This is a genomic window from Steroidobacter flavus, assembly GCF_042651805.1.
GTDB classification, from domain to species: Bacteria; Pseudomonadota; Gammaproteobacteria; order Steroidobacterales; family Steroidobacteraceae; genus Steroidobacter; species Steroidobacter flavus.
In genome coordinates, this window is record NZ_JBHSDU010000015.1 from 2,153,848 (window position 1) to 2,176,795 (window position 22,948).

Here is a 22,948-nt window from a genome sequence, read left to right on the forward strand (position 1 = left end):
CGTTCAGTCGCGAGCGAGCAGCAGCGCAGTCGCCAGCGGCCCTCCTCCCGAGGTGCAGACAGCAACGCGCGGATCGCCTGGAATCTGTCGGGCGCCGCCCGTGCCACGCAGTTGAACAACCGACTCGTGCGCGAAGCCGAAGCCGTGCAACCGTCCGGCACCGATCTGGCCGCCGAACGTATTCAGCGGCAGCTCGCCATCGAGCGCGATGCGCTTGCCGCCTTCGATGAATCGTCCGCCATCGCCCACATCGCAAAAGCCCAACGCTTCTAGCCAGGTAATGACGTAGAAACTGAACCCATCGTAGAACTGCACCGTATCGACGTCGGACGGCTTGTAATCCGTCCGCTTCCACAGATCCGGGCCTGTTTGATAGCTGGCCATCCACTCCGCCTGGTCCCAGCTATGGCGCGTGACCGTGCCCGCCATCGCAGCGATCCGAATCGGCGTGCACTTCACCTCATCGAGCGCGCTACCGGCCGAAACAATCAGGACCGTGGACGCATCGGTGAAGCGGTCACAGTCATAGAGACACAGCGGTGTCGAGATCATGCGCGCCGACATGTATTCGTCCATCGTGATCGGCTCACGCGTCAACGCGCGTGGATTCAAGGCTGCATTGGCCCGATCAGTCAGCGCAACTTGAGCAAGCTGCTCGCGCGTCAGCCCATAGCGCTTCATGTGACGCATGGCGTACTGCGCCGTCCAGTTCGCCGCCGACAGCGCATTGAAGGGCGCGGTCCACTGCGAGCCGCCATCGACCTTATCGCGCTTCAGGGGCGGAAACTCATCGGGCCGCGCCATCGCCGCAGCTTCATACACCGTACGAAAGCAAATAACGTGACGTGCGAGACCGGCGCGAACTGCCGCAGCCGCCGCGACCACGGCGCCAAGCTGCGATGTGATTTCTCCGCCGCCCGCGTACCAGGTCGCACGAATACCCAGCGCATCGATCAGCTCGTCGGCGCCCACGGGCGAGAAGCCAAGGTAACCTTGCATCCGGCCGGGATAAGTCGACACACCGTCGATCTGCCCGATCGTGAGCCCCGCTTCGGCCAGCGCTTCACGAACTGCATCGACGGTAAGCAGTAAAGGATGACGCGTCAGCTTGACGCCGATCTCCGACTGCCCCACGCCCGTGATATATGCGTCGTTCGCTGTCATCGCACGATCTTCTCGAACAGGGGATAGTAGATCTCGCCCTGTTGTTCGAACGTCACTCGCACCCGGTCGCCGATATCGACCTCATTAACATCGCAACCCACGACGTTCGTCGTCAGAAACACGCCGGGCGCGCCGTCGATGGCGACACGCGCGATCACGTATGGCACCTCCAGCGCTGGATGCCACTTCTGATGATTCACAGTGAACGAGTCGATCACGCCGGTGCCGGCCACCGCATGGGGCGCGACATTCTCGGAAAGACACTTGCGACACACCGGTCGCGGCGGATGAATGAACGATGCGCAATCTCGACAGCGCATCAACCGCAGCTCACCCACCGCGCCGCCCGTCCAGAAGGCGCGGTTATCGGCATCCAGCCGCGGTTGCGGACGCGGCGCGCTCATGACTCAAACGTCCCAGAGAATATGAAGCGAATCGACGCCGACCACGTGGCCGCAATGGAAGGTCGGCGGCCGTTGCGGATCGAGCCGGAACGTCGGCAGTCGCGCCATCAGCACTTCATACAGAACCTGCAGCTCGACACGTGCGAGGTGTGAGCCAAGGCAACGATGCGGGCCGGCGTTGAACGCGATGTGCACTTTGTTCTCGCGATTCAGGTCGTAGCGGTCGGAGTTCGCAAACTCCTTCGGATCGAGATCCGCCGCGGGCAGAAACAGCATCGCGCGCTCGCGAGCCTTCATCTGCACGCCTTCAAACACGATGTCCTTCGCCACCATGCGGGGCGGAACAGTGAAGGTGTACCGACGCAGCAGCTCTTCCGTCGCCTCCGGAATCATTTTCGGATTGGCGCGCAGCTGCGCCTGCAATTCCGGATGACGAGCGAGATGACGCACGCCGTGGCCGATGCCGTTCATCACCGTGTCCAGACCGGCGATGAACAACAGCACGCCGTAGTTCTGCATGTCCTCGAGCGTCGTCGGCTTGCCGTCGATCTCGATCTTCCAGAGCATGCTGATGATGTCGTCCTGCGGGTTATCGCGCCGTGCGATGAACGTGTCATGCATGGTGGCCGCGATCCGCTGCAGCTTCGGAATCATCGCTCGTGCATCGGACGCCGGATCGGACAGGTGCTGCGAAACGATCTCGCGATACTCGTCCTGACGGTCCAGCGGCAAGCCCAGCATCTTGAGAAACACCTGCACCGGCATCGGCTCGGCGATCTCTTTCATGAACTCGCACTGACCGCGTCCCTTCACGCCGTCGACCAGCTCGGTCGCCAGCGCGGCGATGCTGTCTTTCAGCGCAAGAATGGACTTGGGCGAGAAGACTCGTTGCAGCGGCGCGCGGTACTTGCTGTGTTCCGGCGGGTCGACGTTGATGGGCACCGGTAGCGGGATGTGCGGCATGCCCGGCGGCAGCTTCGCCTTCATCGCCGCCATTTCGGCGCGCGGGATGAACTCGCTCGAGAAACTTTCGGTGTCGCGCGACGCATTGAAGTTGGCCGCGTGGCTCATCAACATCCAATGTCCGCCGTTGCGCGGCGTCCAGAAGATCGGCGGCGCGTTCTTCACCAGATCGAGAATGCGTTGATGCGGATCGGTCACATACGCCGGATCGCGGAACATATCGAAGTCGTACACCAGCGAGTCAGGGACATGCGCTGGCTTCGGTACGGCGGGGCTCACATTGGCGGCTGCTGACATTCGGATTCTCCTGCGCTGAAGATCACGCCGACTTCGCGGCCCCGGCCATCATGGCGCTCAGATCGATCTGGCCCGTGGCCACACCGCCCAGGAATCCGCCGTCCACTGGCAGCGCCACGCCGTTGATGTAACTCGCTGCGTCACTGTTGAGAAACACCAGCGGGCCCGCCTGCTCTTCCGGCGTCGAGCGCCGATTGATCGGTTGCGCTGCTGCTTCGAGCACCGAGGCTGCGGTTGCCTGCTCGAACTGCGACATCATCGGTGTCTGCGTCGGGCCCGGCATCGTGCAATTGATACGAATGCCGCGCTTGATGAGATGAGTGGAAGTCATCATCGTCCAGACGATGAGCGCTTCCTTCGAGAACGCATAGCCTTCGCGGACCGTCTCGGCATTGTCCTGGCACCATTTGACGATGCCGTCGTAGTTATCGATCTTCAGCAGCCCCATGAGCACTGGCAGTCTGCGACTCCAGCCCAGGCCGCCATTCGACGAGATGCTGACGATGGCACCGCCGGCGGACATGAGTGGCAACACTTGCTCGGTGAGCCGTCGCGTGCCGGCGTAATTCACTTTCATGACGTCGAGCGCCGGCGACGTTTGCGGCAAGCCGGCGCAATTGAACAGCGCATCGACCTTGCCCCCGATCTTCTTCACCGCTGCATCGATCGCCGCGGGCTCTCGTAAATCGACCTGAGTGAACGAAGCGAGACCGAGCTTGCTCGGCTTGTAGTCGAGGCCGTGCACTTCCGCGCCCAGCTGCAACAGCAGCTTCGCGGTCGCCTCGCCCATGCCGGAAAAGCAGCCGCTGATGACGACCCGCTTGTTCTTGTAGCTGGCAAACTCCCCCATCGTCGTCTCCTGAATGCTCGCGGTTACTTGTCTTCTTCGATGATGATGATCCGCTCCGGACAAGCGCGGGCACCGCGTCGGGCAAGCTCTTCCTTGCCGGGAGGCACGATGACCTCCTCCACCGCGATGTAGCCGTCCTCGTCCAACGGAAAGAGCTCTTCCGACACTGCCGCGCAACGGGCATTGCCGGCGCAGGCAGCCTTATTGATGAGTATTTTCATGACCTCACATCCCCCGGGCCCGATCCTGCCGCGACGTCGGCGCCACTGGCCGAGCCACAACTTAGGTGGCTAACTTTATCGCACACTTCGCGCCGCTATACAACAGCACTGTTGATTAAACACGACATCCGCCACGCCCGGCCACAAAGGCCTGATTTATCGTAAAAACAAGGCGAATACTAAGTTTCTATAGGCATCTGGCCGGCCCGGCCGATTCGGCCGGGGCCCGGCCTTGACGCAATAATCAACAGCACTGATTATTGCCCGAGCGCCGGCGATTCGTTCCATAACGGCGTTCACGAGAACGATTCGAGGCCGGCGACAATCCATGGCGCTCTATACAACGCTTCATCTGCACAACGTCCCCGCGGGTCGAGAGGCTGACTACGCCACTTGGTTCGATGGCCCACATCGGGACGCGTTGAGCCGTCTGCGCGGCTTTGCTTCGGCGGACCGCTACGAAGTCACGCCACAGCAGATCATGCCGGACATCCCGCAACCGTGGCGTTACCTCAGCGTTTATGACTTTTCGTTCGATACCCCGGCTATCGACATCCCGGCGTTGGGCCCACTCGTCGCCGATGCGCGCGATTCAGGTTTGATCGCGAACGACGAAACGGAGCGTCTCTATACCTATCGCATCTTCTCGGATTGGAAGGCCAGTCCGAACTGGAAGCGCAGTGAGCCGCTGTCCGGCGTCAGCATCATCCTCGCGAACTATGTGCCTGGCCGATACGCCGAGTATCAGCATTGGTACGAAGAAGTGCACAGCGTGGAAGTGATCAACGTGCCCGGTCACGTCGCCATGAAGCGCGGCGAGCTCGCATCTGTGCAGATCGAACCGCGGCACTACTGCCCGGGCGATCAGCTCGTCCTGTGCGCTCAACAGACCGACGATCTGCTATTTACGCTGAAAGATTTCAGTGCGAGAGCGCGAGGCGCGAGCCCGAGTGGCATCGCCATGCAGCCTCGCTCGGCGGCCGCCTCGGTCGCGCGCACCGTTCATTACTTCCGCAAGGTCAGCGGAACGAAGTTTTGGCAGAACGGAATCGCTTATGGGGGCGACCTGTCCGTCTATCCCGGCAAAGCTTGATCAGGGGAGAAGATCGTGTCCAAAGTAATAGTCATAACCGGCGCCGGTGTCGGCCTTGGCCGCGCACTCGCGCGTCGCTTCGCAACCGATGGCGACAACGTTGTGCTGCTCGGTCGCACGCTTGCGAAAGTGCAGGCAGCTGCGCAGGAGATCGGCGACCGCGCCATGGCCGTCGGCTGCGATGTTGCTTCTCCCGAGTCGGTGAAGTCAGCGTTCGCGGAAATTGCCAGGCGCCATCCCCGCATCGATGTGCTGATCAATAATGCGGCGATCTTCGAGCCCTATTTGATCGCGGACGCCACCGACGAGCAGATCATGGGCACGCTCGCTACGAATCTCGGCGGCGCGATCCTGTGTGTACGCTCGGCCATTCCGATGATGAATCGCGGCGGTCACATCCTGAGTGTGAGCAGCGAGTCCGTCGAGATGCCCTTCCCGCATCTGCTGATGTACCAGACCACGAAAGCGGGACTCGAGCGTTTCTGCTCCGGCCTGCATAAGGAACTGGAGCCGAACGGCATACGCGTCACCTGCGTGCGCGCGGGGCAAATGATGGAACCAGGCAAGGTTTGGAACGCGGATCCCGCCGCACAGATGCGCTTCGCCAAGGCTGCGATGGAAGCCGGCATCAATCTGCGCGAGCGGCCCATCACTCAATTCACCTCCGTCACGAACATTTTCCGCGCGTTGGTCGATCTGCCCCCTGACCTGCATTCGCCGCTGGTCACCCTGTCTGCGCGCAAAGCTGGTTAGAGGACACAAATATGACGATGCTTCCGGAAGCGAAACTCTATATCGATGGCGTCATTCGGCGCGCCACCGGCGACAAGACTTACGACAACGTCGGCCCCTGGACGGGCGAGGTGGTCGGCAAGGCCGCTGATGCCTCGCGCGAAGACGTCGATGCGGCGATCGTCGCGGCCCGCCGTGCTTTCGATCGGACCAACTGGTCGACCAACCACGCGTTCCGTTTCGAGCTGATGAAGAAATATCGCGACCTGCTCTATGCCAACCGGTCGAAGCTGGTCGACATCTCCCGATACGAAGCAGGTTCCGCCATCGGCGCCGCCGCGCGTGCCCAGGTGGACGGCGCGTTGTTCGGTATGGACGGCCTGCTCGAATGTTTCCCGCTGGTGAAGTGGGAAGAGGATCGTGGCACGCGTCGGGAGTACGGCTTCGATACGAATCGCATCGTGACGCACGAGGCCGTGGGCGTCGTCGGCGCCATCACGCCGTGGAACGTTCCTTTGTATGTGAACATCGGCAAAGTCATCGCCGCGCTGTTGGCTGGATGCACGGTCGTGCTGAAGCCCGCGCCCGACACGCCGTTGATGGGCGCATACATGGGCGAGCTCGCTGCTGAAGCCGGCCTACCGCCGGGCGTATTCAACGTGATCACGTCCGCCGATCCAGCGATGGCCGGCGAAATGCTCGTCACCGATCCACGCGTGGATCTCATCTCTTTTACGGGCTCGACCGCCATCGGCCGTCGCGTGATGGAAAAAGGCGCAGCCACACTGAAGCGAGTGTTCCTCGAGTTGGGCGGCAAGTCGGCCAACATCATTCTCGATGACGCGCCCAACTTCCCGCAAACCGTGATGGGCGGCATGGTCGTCTTCCACGCCGGCCAGGGCTGCGCGTATCCGACACGACTGCTCGTGCCGAAGAGCCGGTATCAGGAAGCAGTCAAGGCGTTGGAGATGGGCTACGCGGGGTTCGCCAGCAAATGGGGCGACATCAACGAGCCCACTTGCATCATGGGCCCCGTGATCTCACGTCGGCAGATGGATCGCGTGATGAGTTACATCGAGATCGGCAAACAGGAAGGCGCTCGCTTGCTGGCTGGCGGCAAGGTGCGCACCGACAAAGGCGGCGGCTTCTTCGTCGAGCCGACCTGCTTCGTCGACGTGCGCAATGACATGCGCATCGCGCAGGAAGAAATCTTCGGCCCGGTGCTGGTGGTGATTCCGTACGAGGACGACGAAGACGCCATCCGCATCGCCAACGAAAGTGAATACGGACTGGGCGGCGCCATTTTCTCTGGCGACAAGGACCGCGCCATTCGCATGGCGAAACGCATTCGCACCGGTTCGATCAGCGTGAACGGCGGCGTCAGCATCACGGGCGACCTGCCCTTCGGCGGGTACAAGTCCAGCGGCATCGGCCGCGAATGGGGCCGCGAAGGCATCGAGGAGTTTTTGGAAACAAAAGCGATCGGCATTCGCGCCTGAGATCGAGCGACGTAGGCGAGTACGCCTGCGTCGCCCTCTTTCCTGTCGTCAACTGTCGATACATCCGGCGCCCTGCTGACACAGCCTCGTAGGCACAGCGCAGGAGACCGCCGTGGGGGATTACGAAGAATTACTCGACGCCGCCCGGGCCGAGACGGATCTCGATGACTTCGGCGCGGACGACTTCCTGGAAGGGCTGAAAATTCCGGTTCGCGCCCTGCGCACCGAGGCGCGACTCAACGCACTCGGCGAAGCTGTGTTACGCCATCGAATCGTCGGCCACCTGAAGCAGCGCTTGCAGCTGGAAGATTGGTATCGCCGTCATCCCGAAATCGAGCAGGTGGTCATTCGAGCGCCGTTGATCGGCCTCGGCCTGCCTCGCACCGGTTCATCCGCGCTCTCATGTTTGCTGGCTGAAGATCCGAACGCGCGTTATCGATGGAACGGCGAAGAAACGTACGGAATGATCGAGCGCTCCTCGCGCAAGGACAAGATCACCCGATGAGCGCACTCACGGATCAAGTGGCCGTCATCACGGGCGGCGGAGCCGGCATCGGTCGCGCGACTGCATTGGCGCTCGCGGCCGCTGGCGCCGATATCGTCATTGCAGACATCGTCCCCGAGCGTTGCGACGAAACGGCCGCTCGTGTGCGCGAGATGGGCCGGCGCGCGTTACCCATCCCGACCGACGTGATACAGATCGATCAGATTCGAGCGCTGATCGCCACGGCCAGCGAGAAGTTCGGTCGTATCGACATCCTCGTGAACAACGCGGGCGGCGCCAAGCCGACACCGTTTCTCGAGCAGTCCGAACGATCCTGGCGGCGCCACATCGATCTCAATCTCGTGAGCATGTTCGCGGCCACATCGGCAGCGGTGCCCGTGATGATCAGCGGCGGTCGCGGCGGCTCCATCATCAACGTGAGCAGCATCGAAGCATCGCGTGCCGCTCCAAACTTCGCGGTTTATGCGGCGTGTAAGGCCGGCATGCTCAACTTCACTCGCACCATGGCGCTGGAGCTTGCGGACCACGGCATTCGCGTCAATGCCATCGCACCCGACTACACCGTTACACCCGGCCTGCGTGGCAACTTCACAGGCCCTGTCGATCCGACGAAGTGGATTCAGCCCACCGAACAGCAGGAAGCCGCGGCCGCGCGACGTATTCCGCTCGGCCGACCCGGCATCGATACCGAATGCGGACAAGTCGCTTTGTTTCTTGCGTCGGCAATGAGCGCTTATGTGACTGGAACGGTAATACCGGTCGACGGTGGCGCCTGGGCGTCGAGCGGCTGGCTGCGAAACAAAGCCGGCAAGTGGACGCTCACCGGAGACATCACGCCGTAAGCACGGATGACCCAACATGCGCATCAATGTCACTCTGCCCTTCGATCAGTTTCACGACGGCGATGAGTTCCTGACGCCCGAGGCCGTCATGGAAATCGGCGCGGTGATGGAGCGCGTCGGTTTCGCTGGTTGCAATGTCACCGATCATCCCTGCCCCTCGGGAAAATGGCTCGATGCCGGCGGTCATCACGCGCAGGACCCGTTCGTGATGCTGTCGCTGGTGGCGATGGCCACGCGCACCGTGCGATTGCAGACCGGCATTCTGGTCCTGCCCTATCGCAACCCGTTCATCACAGCGCGAGCGGTCGCGACGCTCGACGTGTTCTCGCGCGGGCGAGTGACGTTGGGCATTGGCGCAGGCTATATGAAGGGCGAGTATTTCGCGCTCGGCGTCGACTTCGAGCGGCGGAACGAGATCGTCGACGAATACATCGACGCACTGAAGGCGGCGTGGACCGCGGATGAGTTTTCCTTCAAAGGCACCAATTACGAGGCCCGAGGCAGTCGTGTCCTTCCTCGCCCCGTGCAGACACCGCATCCGCCCTTGCTGATCGGCGGCAACTCACATCGCGCGATCCGTCGCGCGGTGGAGAAAGGCGACGCGTGGTATCCCTTCTTTACAGCACCGGGTGTGTCGACCACTTCGCGCACGGCGCCGATGACGGATGAGAAGGATCTCGCGGTCGCCCTTCAGTACCTGCGCGATCACTGTGAGAAAGTAGGTCGCGAGCGACCGCCAGAAATCATCCTCGGCAGTCTCAGTGCTGTCGATCGTCACTTCAACGCCGAAGCGGTGCTGGAAAAGATCGGCAAGCTGCGGGAATTGGGTGTCGTCGGCGCCGCCGTGCATGTGCAAGCCAGCACGCGCGCGGAGTGGTGCGAGCTCGCGGAACGCTTCGGCGCCGCCGTGTTGAGCAAAGTTCCCAACGCTCGTCCATGAATCCAGCACCGCTGAAGTTAGGCTACAAGGCGTCGTCGGAGCAGTTCGGACCGACCGAGTTGCTGAACTACGCCGTGCTCGCTGAGACGGTGGGTCTCGATTCGGTCTGGATCAGCGACCACTTTCAGCCCTGGCGACACACCGGCGGACATGCGCCGTTCTCATTGGCCTGGCTCGGCGCGTTGGGTGCACGAACGTCGCGCGTTCTCATCGGCACGAGCGTGCTAACGCCGACCTTCCGTTATCACCCGTCGATCGTGGCGCAGGCATTTGCCACCTTAGGCGCGATGTTTCCAGGCCGCGTTGCCTTGGGCGCGGGCACGGGCGAATCGCTCAATGAAGTTCCCGCGAGCGGCATGGCTTGGCCCGAGCAGAAGGAGCGCACTGCCCGCTTCAAAGAAGCGGTGGACTTGATTCGCCGACTCTGGCGAGAGGAACAACTCACCTATGAGGGCACTTTCTACAGGACCGTGAACGCCACGATTTACGATCGGCCTGAGTTACCCGTTCCTATCTACATCGCCGCCGCGGGGCCCGTCATGGCGAAGTTTGCCGGCGAACACGGCGACGGCTTCATTTGCACCAGCGGCAAGTCATGGGACCTGTACACGCAAACGCTGCTGCCCAGCTTGCATACCGGCATCGGCAACACTCCGCGAGCCTTCGATCGCATGATTGAAATCAAGCTGTCGTTCGATACCGATCGCGAGCGGGCGCTGCAGGACACGCGCTTCTGGGGCGCGCTGGCACTGCGGCCCGAGGAAAAGCTCAACATCGAAGATCCGCTGGAAATGGAGCGATTGGCTGACGCCCTGCCGGTGGAACGCGCCGCCTCGCGCTGGATTGTCAGCAACGATCCGGATGAAACCGTGCAACGGGTCGGCAAGTATGTGGAGCTCGGCTTCAATCATCTGGTGTTTCATGCACCGGGCCCGGATCAGGGCCGCTTTCTGAAACTCTTCGGCGAACAGCTCGCCCCGCGCCTGCGGGCGACGTTCGGATGACGGGCGCTCGTATGTCGGCATCGACCTGGGCATTGGTTCCTCTGAAGTCGAGCGAGCGCGCCAAGTCGCGACTGGCTGGGGCGCTCGATGCCGAGCAACGTCGGCGGCTGTTCTTCTCGCTCGCGGAACGGGTAATCTCCGCTTTGACTGCCAGCAAGAGCGTCGATGCCGTCGCTGTGGTGACGTCGAGTCACAAGGTCGCCGCATTTGCCAGATCGATCGGCGCGGTGCCCATCATGCAGGAGGCGGATGTCGGGATGTCACCTGCGCTCGATCTGGCCCTGCAGATCTTGCAGACGATGCAGCCTCAGCGCGTGCTGATGGTGCCGGGCGATCTGCCGTTGATCACCGCCCGCGCGGTGGATGCGATCTTCGAAGCCCAGCTGTCGAGTGAGCACGTTGTGCTTGCACCTGATCGTCGGCGCGAAGGAACGAATGCGCTGCTTTGTTCTCCTCCAAAGGTATTAGCACCGCGCTTTGGCGCTGATAGCTTCGCTCGACATTTGAGCGCCGCCCGTTCGGCGGGCATTGCTACGAGCGTGATCGAGAGCGAAGAGTTGGCACTGGATCTGGATTGTGTCGACGACTTGGACTACTTACGCAGCCAGGGAAGCGACCGTTCGAAAAATCTCCTGGTTCCGGTGCATGCGCCGTTGCACGCGGCGCTCGTCGGGTGATGCGATGACGCTGCCCAACTCGGAACAGTGCTATGAACTCCTGGCGCACGATGACTGGCGCACGCTTGTGCCTCGCGCTACGGATCTCCGTGAGCAGGGCTGGGGAATGCGCGTCAGCTATTCGCGCAAGGTCTTCGTGCCACTGACGCAGCTGTGTCGCGACGTTTGTCACTACTGCACCTTCGCCAAGACGCCGAGTCATCTATCGACGCCGTATCTCACTCCAGATGACGTCCTTCGAATTGTGCGAGATGGCGCGGCACTGGGTTGCAAGGAAGTGCTGTTCACGTTGGGAGATCAGCCTGAGCTGCGCTATGCGCGGGCGCGCGATGCATTGGCGGAGCTCGGCTTTCAAACGACCTTGACCTATCTGGAACATGTCGCCGCACTGGTCTTGCGCGAGACCGGGCTGCTGCCTCATCTCAATCCCGGTCTGATGAATGCAGAGGATCTTGCTCGACTGCGACGGGTCGCGCCGTCGATGGGCATCATGCTGGAATCGGCGTCCGAACGGCTGTGCGAGCGTGGCGGCCCGCATTTTGGCTCGCCCGATAAAGTGCCGTCGCGACGATTGGATACATTGCGGCTGGCCGGCGAGGCCCGCATTCCCATGACCAGCGGCATTCTCATTGGCATCGGCGAGACGCGCCGCGAGCGTATCGATGCCCTGCTGGCATTGCGCGACCTGTCCGATCGCTACGGTCATCTGCAAGAGATCATCATTCAGAACTTTCGCGCGAAGCCTGGCACCAAGATGCAGCACGCGCCGGAGCCTTCCACCGATGATCTGTGCTGGACGATCGCCGTCGCTCGCTTGATGTTCGGTGCGCGGATGAGCATTCAAGCGCCGCCGAATTTGTATGGCGGCGATTTGACGGAGCTCATCGCGGCTGGCATCAACGATTGGGGCGGCGTGTCGCCGCTCACGCCCGATCATGTCAATCCAGAAGCACCCTGGCCACATCTCGATCGGCTCGCGGCGGAGACTTCGCGCGCGGGTTGCGATTTGGTTGAGCGGCTGACGGTTTATCCGAGCTATGTGCGCCGTAGTCAGGAATGGCTCGTTGATGAGTTGCGTGCGCCGGTCCTGAAGTTATCCGATGGTGCGGGTTGGGCTCGCGTTGGGCGGTGGTGCGCCGGGGCGCCGGAACCGGCAAATGCGGATGATCTGCGGGATGTGCCGAGTTCGGCGATGGCGATATCAGCCCCATCTGCGGATGATCTGCGTGATATACCGAGTTCGGCGATGGCGACATCCGCCCCATCTGCGGATGATCTGCGTGATGTGCCGAGTTCGGCGATGGCGATCTTGATAGCGCCACATCTGTGCAATGTGCCGCGCCAGGTGCCGGCGATCTCAGCAGCGCCGCAGGTGCTCACGTGCGCCACGCCAACGAGCGCGATCTCCTCGCCGCCGCGTCGGTCTCGAATCGCGGAACTCGCTGAGCGCGCTGCTGCCGGCCATGAGCTGATCGAGACCGAGATCGCCGAGTTCTTCACTGCGCGCGGCGCCGATTTCGCTCGCCTCTGCCGGGTCGCCAACGAGGTTCGGCACCAGGCCGTTGGCGACACGGTGAGTTACGCCGTCGTACGCAACATCAATTACACGAATGTTTGCTTGTACAAGTGCGGTTTCTGCGCGTTCTCCAAGGGTCGCACCCATGAGCACCTGCGGGGTGCGCCGTATCTGGTCGATCTCGATGAGATCCGCCGACGCGTCAGCGAAGCCTGGGAACGGGGCGGTACGGAAGTGTGCATGCAAGGGGGCATTCATCCCTCCTTTACAGGGCACACTTATTTAGAGATCTGCCGTGCGGCGAAGCAGGCGCAGCCGCAGATTCACATTCATGCCTTCTCCCCGCTCGAAGTCAGTCACGGCGCGCAGACGCTCGGCATCTCGGTGCAGGAGTTTTTGATTGAGCTGAAGCAGGCGGGATTGGGTTCGTTGCCGGGCACGGCGGCGGAGATTCTGGACGATGACATTCGCCGCGCGCTCGCGCCGGACAAGCTCAGTACGAGGGAATGGTTGGATGTCGTCGTTCAGGCGCACCAGGTTGGGTTGCCGACCACGTCGACGATCATGTTCGGTCACATCGAAGGATATGAGCACTGGGCGAGGCACCTGCTGTTACTGAGACGGTTGCAACAGGAAACCGGCGGGCTTACGGAGTTCGTGCCCCTGCCCTTCGTGCACATGGAAGCACCGATGTATCTGCGCGGCCGTGCGCGCAGGGGACCGACGTTGAGAGAGACGTTACTGATGCATGCGGTTGCGCGGCTGGCGCTGCATCCGGTTGTTCCGAATGTGCAGGTGTCTTGGGTGAAGCTCGGGCCGCTGTGGGCGCAGCGTTGCCTCGAAGCTGGAGCGAACGATCTGGGTGGCACGCTCATGAACGAGTCGATCAGCCGCGCGGCGGGCGCGACGCATGGGCAGGAGCTCGAGCCCCGTCAGATGCAACAGCTCATTACAGAACTTGGCCGTCCTTACCGACAGCGAACGACGCTGTACGCCAATGCGAACGCAGAGCAGATCGAGCGCGCCCGCTGCGCGGCGCCACTGACCAAGCCGTACAACGCGCCGGTTTCGGGCAAGTCGATGCGAGTCGTGGCGTGAGTCGCTCGACGCAGCCAGTGCAGGCCGCGCGAACACATCGGAGTAAACGTTGCCGCCGCTCGGCGTAGCCGATGCGGCGTGTCGCACGCTAGCGGCGGGGCTATTGCATCGAGCGTTGCCGCCGCTCGGCGTAGCCGATGCGGCGTGTCGCGCGCTAGCTGCGGGGCTGTTGCATCGGGCGTTACCGCTGACTATTCCCTATCCTTGCTCTTACCACCAAAGCTCTGAATATACCGCTCAATCCCAGCGAGATACTCCGGATTGAGCATCAGCGCGCTATTCGCCATCCGCTCCACATTCCGGGCTTGAGCAAGGCCGACGTCATGCGCCAGCTCGATGGCGATCTTCGCCGTTCCCATCTGCTCGCCATTCTGCTGTGCCAGATGACGGCAGAACTTCATCACGTCTTCAGAGAACGTCTCATCAGGAAACACTTCATGCACCAACCCCATGATCAGCGCCTTGTCCGCGCTCGCGGGCAGGTTCGCCATGATGAGATAGCGCGCCCAATGGGGGCCGATGATCCGCGCGAGGCGGCTCACGCCGTTCGACGCCGGCAGCACACCGAACTTCCCTTCAGGAAACGCATAACTCGCACTCTTCGCGGCGAGGCGAAAATCGCAGGACAACGACAACTCCAGACCGCCGCCCACGCAGGCAGCGTGGTGAGCAACGACAATGGGTTTCTCGATCGCTTCCATCTCATCGTAAATGCGATGCATGCCATGCAATCGCAATCGATGCTTCTCCCGAATCGCCGATCCAGTGCGCGCCGGGCCGCCTTCATCTTTGCCACGCAGATCCGCACCGGCACAGAAATATCGGCCAGTCGCCCGCACGAGCATCACCTTCAGCTCCGGCGTATCGCGGAACCGATGCAGGGCCTGTTCGAACAGCGCCATGGTCTCGGCGCTCAGCGAATTGAGCTTGTCCGGTCGATTGAGGATCGCGATCAGAATCGCGTCGTCTTGTTCGGTCAGTAGATGGGGAGCGTCGGACACATTCGTCTCCTGCTCAGGCTCGGCTACGCGGCAAACCCAGCCCGCGTTCGGCGATCATACTGCGATGGACCTCGCTGGTGCCGCCGTAGATAGTCGTGCCCTGCGCGTGCCGATAACACTGGTTGAGAAATCCCGCCGGGCCGGTGCGCTTGGACAGCGAATATGGCGCGGTGAGATTCAACAAATCGGCCGAGTCCTTCAAGAACTTCTCCGACGAGAACAACTTCGCCATTGGTCCATAGCCTACGTTCGGCTGCCGCTGTGTCGCCGCCCACACGGCGCGATACGCGATGACTTCTGAAAGCAGCACGTGCGCCGTCGAACGCGCTAGCCGCACCTGAGCAGCGGAGTCTTCGATCAAAGGCCGGCCTCGATATTGAATCTCCCGGCACAGCTCCTCGGCAGCGTGCACCATGTGCCGCATACTCTTGGAGAAGCCACCGCCGTGCTCCATCTCGAGCGCACCGGCCATCACCTTCGTGCCGCCGTCGACCGGCCCGAGCCGATAGCTGTCCTTGACCCTCACACCATCGTAGTAAGTAATGTTGGTCCGCTCGTCCTGAAACGTGAACACCGGCTGGATGCTCACACCCGGGCTCTTCAGCGGCACGATGAACATCGTGAGGCCCTTGTGCTTGGGCACGTCGGGATTGGTCCGCGTCAGCATCAGGACGTAGTCGGCAATGTTGGCGCCGCTCGTAAACATCTTCGAACCGTCGATGCGCCAGCCCTCGCCGTCGCGCGTCGCGCGCGTCTGTGCGGCGAAAACATCGGACCCGCAACTCGGCTCCGAGTAACCGAGGCTGCACACCACTTCGCCAGACACGATCTTCGTCAGCACCTCGCTCTTCAGCTCATCGCTGCCGAACAGTCGGATCATCGTGCCGACCAGGCCGGTCGTGCTGATCGCATGACTGCTCCAGCCCACTTCTTCCCAAGCCTGATGCAAGGCGTTCATCGCATAGGGTGGTGCCTGCCGACCGCCCCACTCTTTCGGCCACGACGGAAACAGCAACCCCGCCTCGGCGAGCTTGCGATGGACACCGGCGTCGTGCCCGTCGAAAGAATAGTGCGCTTTGGCTCGAAGCTCGGGCGTCAGCGTCTTCTCGAAGAACGCGTGCACTTCCTTGGCGAGCTCGCGCGCCTCTGCGCCGAGATCAAAATCGATGGTCACCGCGCCGACATCGGGCAGTGCTACCTGCTCGCCGGAATAGAGACGCCGCCCGGCCTCTTCCAGCAAACGCGCCGGATCACCGAGGATCAGCGGCCACGCCTTGGCACGAAGGTTATATAAATGAATGTCGTACTCGGTCGTAAGGCCGTAGCCGCCGAACGTATGCAACGCCTGCGCGACCGCACGACCTGCTGTATCAATATTCCACCACGCGGCCAGCGAAATCTCCGCGCCCGCGCCGGCCTTGCTGTCGGCAATATCTCGAATCGCCTTCCAGGTGAGGAACTTGCCGCCGTCAGCGTCGGTGCTCAGATCCGCGAGCGGATGTGAGATTGCTTGATACGTACCGATGGGCTGACCGAATGCCGAGCGCTCGCACGCGTAGGCCGAGGCAAGACGAATAGCCTCGCGAGACAACCCAGCGAGCGCCGCCGAGATCAGCAACTTCCATTCCTCGATGGCCTGGGCAAACGCTTTGCGCCCGGACTCGTCCTTGGAAAGAACCGAGCGCTCACCATCGGCGAGGCGCAACTCCGCAATCGGCGTCGATGCCAGATTCGCTTCAGTTTTACGCACGCTCGCCGGGATCTGAATCAACACGACTCGATCGCCATCTCGTGCAATGACAGCATCGGCAACGGCACCGCCTGCAACCCACTGCACCGGCTCATCCGCGATGTTATGAAACGCGATGCTCACAACGGCCTCGCCAGACAGGACGCGATCGAGCATCGCATTCGGAGCGAGCGTCGCCAGCAGTCGGGCAGCGACCAAAGTTTCTGCGATCGGACCCGATGCCAGCGTTCGGCCCACTTCTTCCATGAACACGGCCGCATCGAGCAGCCCGAGCCCAACGCCACCGGCGTCTTCGGGAACGCGCAAGGAGAACGCACCGAGCTCCGCCAACCCGCTCCACAGCGCCGGATCGAAGCCGGACGGCTGCGCGGCACGCACCCGGCTCATGCTGCTGTGTTCATTGAGATAGCGCGCGAAGGTCTCGCGCAGCAGCTGCTGGTCTTCGGAAAGCTCGAAATTCATGGACGGACGACTCGTGACGCGATGGTCATACCGCAAGCAACGACCCTAACCGGTCGCTTCCCCGCTAGTCAACAGTCGTGTTGACTACGCGCGCAACGGGGTCACATTGCTGCTGTCGTTGCGCCGGCTGACATGCCGGCGGATGAAAGCGACCATGTCCTGCCGCGCCTGCGGCGCCTCGCTGAACATCGATTCGAACACTGGAAATGCATGCGGCAGCACCGGCCACACATCGAGCTGCGTTTCCACGCCCGCTTCACGCGCACGCTCGGCCGCGAGTAGCGTGTCGTCCAGCAGGAACTCTTCCTCGCCGACGAGGAAATGCAACGGCGGAAAGCCGGCGTAGTCGGCAAACAGCGGCGAGATCTCTGGATTGGAAGCGTCTTGACCGTGGACGTACCACTGCGTCATCCGATAGGCGAAACCTGTAGGAATCAAAGCTTCGCGTTTGGCATTGAAGCCACGAGCAGGCGGTGCATGGGTGCGCGCCAGATCCGTCACTGCTGAGATCGGCACCGCGCACGCGGGCATGGACAGCCCGGCCTTGCGAATGCGCTGTAACAAACAAAGCACCAGATTGCCGCCCGCCGATTCGCCAATCACGACGATGCGTTCCGGCGCGAAGCCCAGGTTCAACAAGCCACGATAAGCACCCTCACAATCGTCGAGCGCCGCGGGCCAGGGATGCTGAGGGATCAAACGATAGTCGGGCATGAAGCCGACAGCATCCAGATCCTTGCACAGCCGCCCAATCAATTCGACCTGCAGATTGGGCGAGGCGGGAAAAACGAAGGCGCCGCCATGCAGATAAAGAATCGCAAGCCGGTTTCGATCGGCGAGATCGCCAATCATCGGTCCCGGTACGCCACCGAGCACCCCATAGCGTGCCGGTAAACCGGAATAGTTATTTTTCAGCCCGGCCGCAGCGCGCGTTTGCATAGCCACGAGGCGTTCTGGCGACGCCTTGCTCATGCGCGACACCATCGGCTTGAAGAAGGTCCGCAGCAGCTTCACGCGCAACCGGCTGCGCCATCCAATGCGCACTTGTTTTATTTCCACCGCCATGAGTCCTCGCATCGAACCCCGCATCGGCGGCAGCCCCGGCTGACCGAAGTCAGCCGGGGTGCTCATCACATTATCGTGAACCGAACGCGTAACGCAGACTGATACCAAACTCGCGAGGCGGAGTATACGTCGCGAGCTGATACGGGCCGGCCAGCGTCGTGCCGAGGCCACCCGTATTCGTATACGGCGTGGCTTCAGGACCATTGCCCCGTCGCAACACTTCCGTGGTGTCGGTCAGGTTTCGCGCGAACAACGACACTTCCCAGGCGCCATCGCTGCTACGAACGCCCGCGTACACATTGAGCAACCCGTAAGAGCTCACGTTGTCGTAGATGTTGTTGGGATCCTGCTCGTTGCTGGTGTAGTAGCTGTACAGCCCGCGGCCGAAAATATCCATCGACGGAGTGACGGGGTACTTGTACTCGGCCTGCAGCGTGCCGGTCCAGTCGGGCGCGAACGCCAGACGGTCGTTGACCGTGCAAGCGCCCACTTCGTCGCCGGTGGCATCACGGATCTGCTGGACCGTGGGTGCCGTTGGGAACAAGTCCGGCACGCCGTTGCTGTCGAAGTCGTTACACGCGACCACGCCGTCTTCCATCTCGCCCTTGGCATAGGCGAGCGTCACGCCGACATTGAGATTCTCGGTAGCCTGGAACGCCACATCGAGCTCGGCGCCGTCCACCTTCGCGTCGACGTTCGCGACGAAGTTGAATTGCGCAGGCACCGGGCCGGTCTGGCTGAAATTGACATACCACACCGACGGGCCACGGTAGATGAAGTCCTTGTAGTCCTGATGGAACACGGACGCGTTCACCCGCAGCCGGTCATCCATGAGATCCGCCTTGAAGCCGAGCTCGTACGACGTCGAGTCTTCGGAGTCCAGGTTCAGGAACTGACCGAGCCGCGTGTTGTCCAGCGGGCGGAACACGCCCACCACGCTCGGTCCATAACGCCACGACGTGCCGACGTTGACGTAGGCCATGAAGTCGTCGGTGAAGCGATGCGAGGCAGCCACGTTCCAGATTACCGGCTGCTCGTCCTCATCGAGATCGGACAGCTTGTTGCCGGCCACGACCAGCGAGCTGGTGGACTTGAAATCGATGTAGCGCGCCCCGGCCGAGAATTCGGTCTTCTCACCCAGGTGATAAGTGAGATTGGCGAAGACGCTGGCCTCTTCCAGAGTACTGCGCCGGGCAATCGGCGATTCGAACATCCGCAGAGGCATCAACGTGTAGGCGGCGATCGGCTGAGCCAGCAGGGTGCGATTGGTCAGATCGCTGGGGCTGGAGAAGTCCGAATAGAACGCACCGACGGTGTAATCGAACACGCCGCCCAGGCGCTCTTCGGATGCCAGACGCAGCTCGTGCGTGCGCTGCTCCGACTCCGCGTGCAGGTCCTGATAGAACTCGTAATTGGGAATGACGTTGCCGGTGTCCTGCGGCGTGAGTGCCACGTTATCGAACGTGGTGTAGGTGCCGACGTAGCTCAGCTTCTGACCCCCGAAACGCCAGTCGATCTGGCCGGTGAGGATGTCCAGCTTCTGGGTGGAAGTGCGTGCACCGTCCGTGATGCCCAGGCGATCTTCAGCACGGATCGTCGGTTGCACCACCGGCGCACCTGACTGGTTCAGATAGAACGACTCGTAGCCGTCGAACGAAGTGAGATCGCGCTCCAGGTATTGATACATGAGCTTCGCGCTCACCGCGTCGTTCGGCTCCCAACGCAGCGACACGCGGCCGCTCTTTGTTTCCTGCGACGGATCGTCGCTGTTGTTGATGCTCTTGACGTGATCGTACTCGTTGTCTTCGTACACAGCGGCGACGCGCAGCGCCAGCGTGTCGCTGACCAGCGGGATGTTCAACGCGCCCTGCGCCATCGTCGAATCTTCGTCGGTCGCGATCGTGCTCACATAGCCGCCGAACTCCGACAGATCGGGATCGCGCGTGGTCACGGTGATCGAGCCGGACGGGGCCGCACGACCGCGCAATGTTCCTTGCGGACCGCGCAGCACTTCGATCTGACCCACGTCGTACATCGACTGGAATAGAAACACCGACTGAATCGGGCCGTCGTTGAGATAGAACTCGACGGTCGGCGTGGCGCTGGATTCCACCTGGAACGAAGCGCCGCGGATGGTCGCGGCCGTGGTGTAACCGTTGCTGCCGCTGGTGAGCGTCAAGCCCGGCACGATGGCCTGCACATCGGTGAATTGCTGGAAGCTGAGCCGCTCGATTTCATCGGCGGTGACAGCATCGACGGTCTGCGGCACATCCTGCAGGCTTTCTGCTTTACGACGTGCGGTAACGATGATTTCTTCCAGACCGAAATTCGGCTCGGCACTGGCGGCGGCTCCGGCGGCCGGCTGCGTCTGCGCGCCGGCCGCAGAAGCAAGCAATGCCAGACTCGACCCTGCAAGCAGGTTCAGTGTCCCGGCTCTCATACATTTCCCCCTGCGAACTCTCATGAATCACCCCTGGCTGTTTTCGCGGAAACGCATCGACCGTTCGGATGCCCACGAGCCGGCACACATTCCGTTGCCGGGAACCTGCTTCTTCAGAGGGAATGTGATGTGAGTCACGCGCGCTCGAACGAGGATTCGTCGAGTCGCCGCGTGTCATCGATGCCCCCTGTCACGCTCGCAAGTCCTGATCGCACCCTTTTTGTTTGGGTCATGCAACGTTTGTTGTAAACAACAACGCTGTTGATTAACCTCAGACTCGCTTAGCGGCGCGCCAATGTCAAGAGCGCGTCGGGCACGTTCGATTGGTCGAATTTGAGCATGTTTGAGGAGGCTGGATGATCGGCACCGATCCGCTCGATCTCGGCGGCCAGATCGCGTTCGTCACGGGAGCGGGACAAGGCGCGGGCCGGAGCATCGCGTTGATGCTGGCACACCACAATGCCGGCGCGATCGCGGTCAACGATTTCGTCGCGGCGCGAGCTGAAGCCGTGGCTTCCGAAATCGAAGCGCTCGGCGTGCGTGCCGTCGCTGTCACCGCCGATGTCGGCGAATACGCGTCGGTTCGAGCAGCCATTGACACAGCCACATCGACGCTCGGCCCGATCACATTGCTCGTGAATAACGCGGGCAACGCGGGGCCGAATGCACAGATGGGCCATTCGCCCTGGTTCTGGGAGACCCGGCCGGCCGACTGGGACCGATACTTCCGCACCAACTTGCAAGGAGTCATGAACTGTTGCCATGTCGCGTTGCCCGGCATGGTGGCACAAGGCAAAGGCAGAATCGTGACCATCGTCTCGGATGCGGGGCGCGTCGGCGAAGCACGGCTCGCGGCCTACTCCGCCGCCAAGGCCGGCGCCGCTGGTTTCGTACGAGCCATCGCGCGCGAGGCAGGCCGCTTCGGCATTACCGCCAATGCCATTTCGTTGTCCGCGCTGGAACCTCCGCTTGACCCGGTCAGCAAGGAGCAGTTCCTGGCCAGCGAGCAGGCGAAGGCCATCGTGTCCCGTTATGTGATCCGCCGCTTCGGCAAGCCGGACGATGTCGCCGTCATGGCGCTGTTCCTGTGCTCCGACGCGGCCAGCTGGATCACCGGACAAACCTATCCCGTGAATGGCGGCTATGATTTTGCAATATGAATGCGCGGTCTTGATCGGACGCGACAGGTTTTGTGCACGGAATCCGCCAAATCCCGCTGCCATTTGCACCCGGGCGGTTCCCTCGCCATCCTTGCGGCCTGACGCTCTCGTCCTGTTTACCGAAGACTCCGCCGATGCTACTCAACGCCACGCAGCAAGCCATTGCCGATTCCGTCCGCGAGTTCGCCCAAGAACGTATTCGTCCCAACGCATTGAGCTACGAAGCCGCCCGCGCTTATCCGCCCGAGTTGTTCCAGGAGCTCGCCGGGCTGGGCCTGATGGGCATGACCGCGCCCGAGTCGAAAGGCGGCGCGGGTGCCGACTATGTGTCGTATGCGCTGGCGCTGATGGAGATCGCTGCCGCCGACGGTGCGCTCTCGACCATTCTGTCCATTCAAAACAGCCTGATCGTTTCGGCGCTGATCAAGGACGGCACCGAGGAACAGCAGGCCCTGTATCTGCCCGACTTGATCGACGGCCGCACCATCGGCGCGTTCGCATTGACCGAGGCCGACGCGGGCTCGGATGCTTCCGCCATTCGCACGCGAGCGACCAAAGTCGCGGACGGTTATGTGATCAACGGTAGCAAACAATTCATCAGCTCCGGAAAGATCGGCGGACTCGCGATCGTGTTCGCGGTCACCGATCCCGACGCGGGCAAGAAAGGCATCTCCGCCTTCCTCGTGCCGACCGACCGCCCGGGTTACGTCGTCGATAAAGTCGAGCACAAGCTGGGTCAGCTCGCGTCCGACACTTGCAGCTTGCGCTTCGACGACCTGAAGGTCGAAAACAATCTGCGACTGGGCGCGGAGGGCCAGGGCTATCGCATCGCTCTGTCGAATCTCGAAGCGGGCCGCATCGGCATCGCCTCGCAGTCCATCGGCATGGCGCAGGCGGCTCTGGAAATCGCGACGGGCTATGCGAAGGAACGTCGCTCCATGGGCAAGGCCATCATCGAGCACCAGGCCGTCGGCTTCCGCCTCGCCGATCTCGCCGCCCGACTCGAAGCCGCGCGTCAGCTGGTGTTGCATGCAGCGAGCATCAAAGACACGGGCGCTCCGTGTTTGAAAGAAGCTTCGATGGCGAAGCTGGTGGCCTCCGAAACCGCGGAAGCCGTTTGCTCCGGCGCGATCCAGACACTCGGCGGCTACGGTTATCTCGAAGAGTTCGGCCTGGCCAAGATCTATCGCGACGTGCGCGTCTGCCAGATCTATGAAGGCACGTCCGACATTCAACGCATGGTCATCGCGCGCTCGCTATGACCG

The 22,948-nt window shown here is 62.0% G+C and carries 19 protein-coding genes and 1 pseudogene; 11 read left to right on the forward strand and 9 right to left on the reverse strand.

The window, feature by feature from the left end; translation table 11 throughout:
• Positions 1-3: 3 nt before the first annotated feature.
• The 5 genes from ACFPN2_RS36340 to ACFPN2_RS36360 are packed head-to-tail and all read right to left on the reverse strand — an operon-like array spanning position 4 to position 3,899.
• Entirely contained in the window at positions 4-1,164 is a 1,161-nt protein-coding gene (locus ACFPN2_RS36340) for a thiolase family protein (protein ID WP_380605898.1), read from the reverse strand.
• Positions 1,161-1,568, reverse strand: a complete 408-nt coding sequence (locus ACFPN2_RS36345) for a Zn-ribbon domain-containing OB-fold protein (RefSeq protein ID WP_380605900.1) — start codon at positions 1,566-1,568, stop codon at positions 1,161-1,163. The genes ACFPN2_RS36340 and ACFPN2_RS36345 overlap by 4 nt, the downstream gene beginning before the upstream one ends.
• 3 nt (positions 1,569-1,571) lie before the next feature.
• Positions 1,572-2,828 carry a cytochrome P450 gene (locus ACFPN2_RS36350; protein WP_380605902.1) on the reverse strand — a complete coding sequence of 419 codons (1,257 nt, stop codon included), beginning with the start codon at positions 2,826-2,828 and terminating at the stop codon, positions 1,572-1,574.
• Between the two features lie 22 nt (positions 2,829-2,850).
• The gene (locus ACFPN2_RS36355) at positions 2,851-3,678 is read right to left on the reverse strand and encodes a coniferyl-alcohol dehydrogenase (RefSeq protein ID WP_380605904.1); all 828 of its coding nucleotides are present in this window, start codon (positions 3,676-3,678) and stop codon (positions 2,851-2,853) included.
• 23 nt (positions 3,679-3,701) lie between these two features.
• Complete coding sequence (locus ACFPN2_RS36360) at positions 3,702-3,899, reverse strand: ferredoxin (RefSeq protein WP_380605906.1); 198 nt, start codon at positions 3,897-3,899, stop codon at positions 3,702-3,704.
• A gap of 328 nt (positions 3,900-4,227) precedes the next feature.
• On the opposite strand from ACFPN2_RS36360, the gene ACFPN2_RS36365 reads away from it, so the two are divergent.
• The 9 genes and pseudogenes from ACFPN2_RS36365 (at position 4,228) to ACFPN2_RS36405 (ending at position 13,805) form a co-directional block, all read left to right on the forward strand.
• Positions 4,228-4,992, forward strand: a complete 765-nt coding sequence (locus tag ACFPN2_RS36365; protein WP_380605908.1) for a hypothetical protein — start codon at positions 4,228-4,230, stop codon at positions 4,990-4,992.
• Positions 4,993-5,007: 15 nt separating this feature from the next.
• Positions 5,008-5,745, forward strand: coding sequence for an SDR family oxidoreductase (locus ACFPN2_RS36370; RefSeq protein ID WP_380605910.1), 738 nt, complete (start codon positions 5,008-5,010; stop codon positions 5,743-5,745).
• A gap of 11 nt (positions 5,746-5,756) precedes the next feature.
• Positions 5,757-7,223: an aldehyde dehydrogenase family protein gene (locus ACFPN2_RS36375; protein WP_380605911.1), complete on the forward strand. Its 1,467-nt coding sequence runs from the start codon at positions 5,757-5,759 to the stop codon at positions 7,221-7,223.
• 112 nt (positions 7,224-7,335) lie between these two features.
• Positions 7,336-7,677 (forward strand): annotated as a pseudogene (locus ACFPN2_RS36380) (sulfotransferase family protein); the annotation flags it as partial.
• A gap of 47 nt (positions 7,678-7,724) precedes the next feature.
• On the forward strand, positions 7,725-8,570 hold the full coding sequence (locus ACFPN2_RS36385; protein WP_380605913.1) for an SDR family NAD(P)-dependent oxidoreductase: 846 nt from the start codon (positions 7,725-7,727) through the stop codon (positions 8,568-8,570).
• A 16-nt stretch (positions 8,571-8,586) separates the two neighbouring features.
• Positions 8,587-9,510, forward strand: coding sequence for an LLM class F420-dependent oxidoreductase (locus tag ACFPN2_RS36390; protein WP_380605915.1), 924 nt, complete (start codon positions 8,587-8,589; stop codon positions 9,508-9,510).
• The gene (fgd, locus tag ACFPN2_RS36395) at positions 9,507-10,514 is read left to right on the forward strand and encodes a glucose-6-phosphate dehydrogenase (coenzyme-F420) (protein ID WP_380605917.1); all 1,008 of its coding nucleotides are present in this window, start codon (positions 9,507-9,509) and stop codon (positions 10,512-10,514) included. Before ACFPN2_RS36390 ends, fgd begins: the two co-directional genes overlap by 4 nt.
• A gap of 11 nt (positions 10,515-10,525) precedes the next feature.
• Positions 10,526-11,191: a 2-phospho-L-lactate guanylyltransferase gene (cofC, locus tag ACFPN2_RS36400; RefSeq protein WP_380605919.1), complete on the forward strand. Its 666-nt coding sequence runs from the start codon at positions 10,526-10,528 to the stop codon at positions 11,189-11,191.
• Between the two features lie 4 nt (positions 11,192-11,195).
• On the forward strand, positions 11,196-13,805 hold the full coding sequence (locus ACFPN2_RS36405) for a bifunctional FO biosynthesis protein CofGH (protein ID WP_380605921.1): 2,610 nt from the start codon (positions 11,196-11,198) through the stop codon (positions 13,803-13,805).
• Positions 13,806-13,996: 191 nt separating this feature from the next.
• Here ACFPN2_RS36405 and ACFPN2_RS36410 read toward each other — a convergent pair whose 3' ends face one another.
• The 4 genes from ACFPN2_RS36410 to ACFPN2_RS36425 all read right to left on the reverse strand — a co-directional run bounded on the left by ACFPN2_RS36410 (position 13,997) and on the right by ACFPN2_RS36425 (position 20,523).
• Positions 13,997-14,806: an enoyl-CoA hydratase/isomerase family protein gene (locus tag ACFPN2_RS36410; RefSeq protein WP_380605923.1), complete on the reverse strand. Its 810-nt coding sequence runs from the start codon at positions 14,804-14,806 to the stop codon at positions 13,997-13,999.
• 13 nt (positions 14,807-14,819) lie between these two features.
• Positions 14,820-17,018, reverse strand: a complete 2,199-nt coding sequence (locus ACFPN2_RS36415; protein WP_380605925.1) for an acyl-CoA dehydrogenase family protein — start codon at positions 17,016-17,018, stop codon at positions 14,820-14,822.
• An 84-nt stretch (positions 17,019-17,102) separates the two neighbouring features.
• A complete protein-coding gene (locus ACFPN2_RS36420; protein ID WP_380605927.1) occupies positions 17,103-18,149 on the reverse strand; it encodes an alpha/beta hydrolase in 1,047 nt (348 codons plus the stop codon).
• 4 nt (positions 18,150-18,153) lie between these two features.
• The gene (locus ACFPN2_RS36425) at positions 18,154-20,523 is read right to left on the reverse strand and encodes a TonB-dependent receptor (RefSeq protein ID WP_380605929.1); all 2,370 of its coding nucleotides are present in this window, start codon (positions 20,521-20,523) and stop codon (positions 18,154-18,156) included.
• Between the two features lie 356 nt (positions 20,524-20,879).
• Between ACFPN2_RS36425 and ACFPN2_RS36430 the strand changes: the two genes are divergently transcribed.
• Complete coding sequence (locus ACFPN2_RS36430) at positions 20,880-21,683, forward strand: SDR family NAD(P)-dependent oxidoreductase (RefSeq protein WP_380605931.1); 804 nt, start codon at positions 20,880-20,882, stop codon at positions 21,681-21,683.
• Between the two features lie 134 nt (positions 21,684-21,817).
• On the forward strand, positions 21,818-22,945 hold the full coding sequence (locus tag ACFPN2_RS36435) for an acyl-CoA dehydrogenase family protein (RefSeq protein WP_380605933.1): 1,128 nt from the start codon (positions 21,818-21,820) through the stop codon (positions 22,943-22,945).
• Positions 22,946-22,948: the final 3 nt, after the last annotated feature.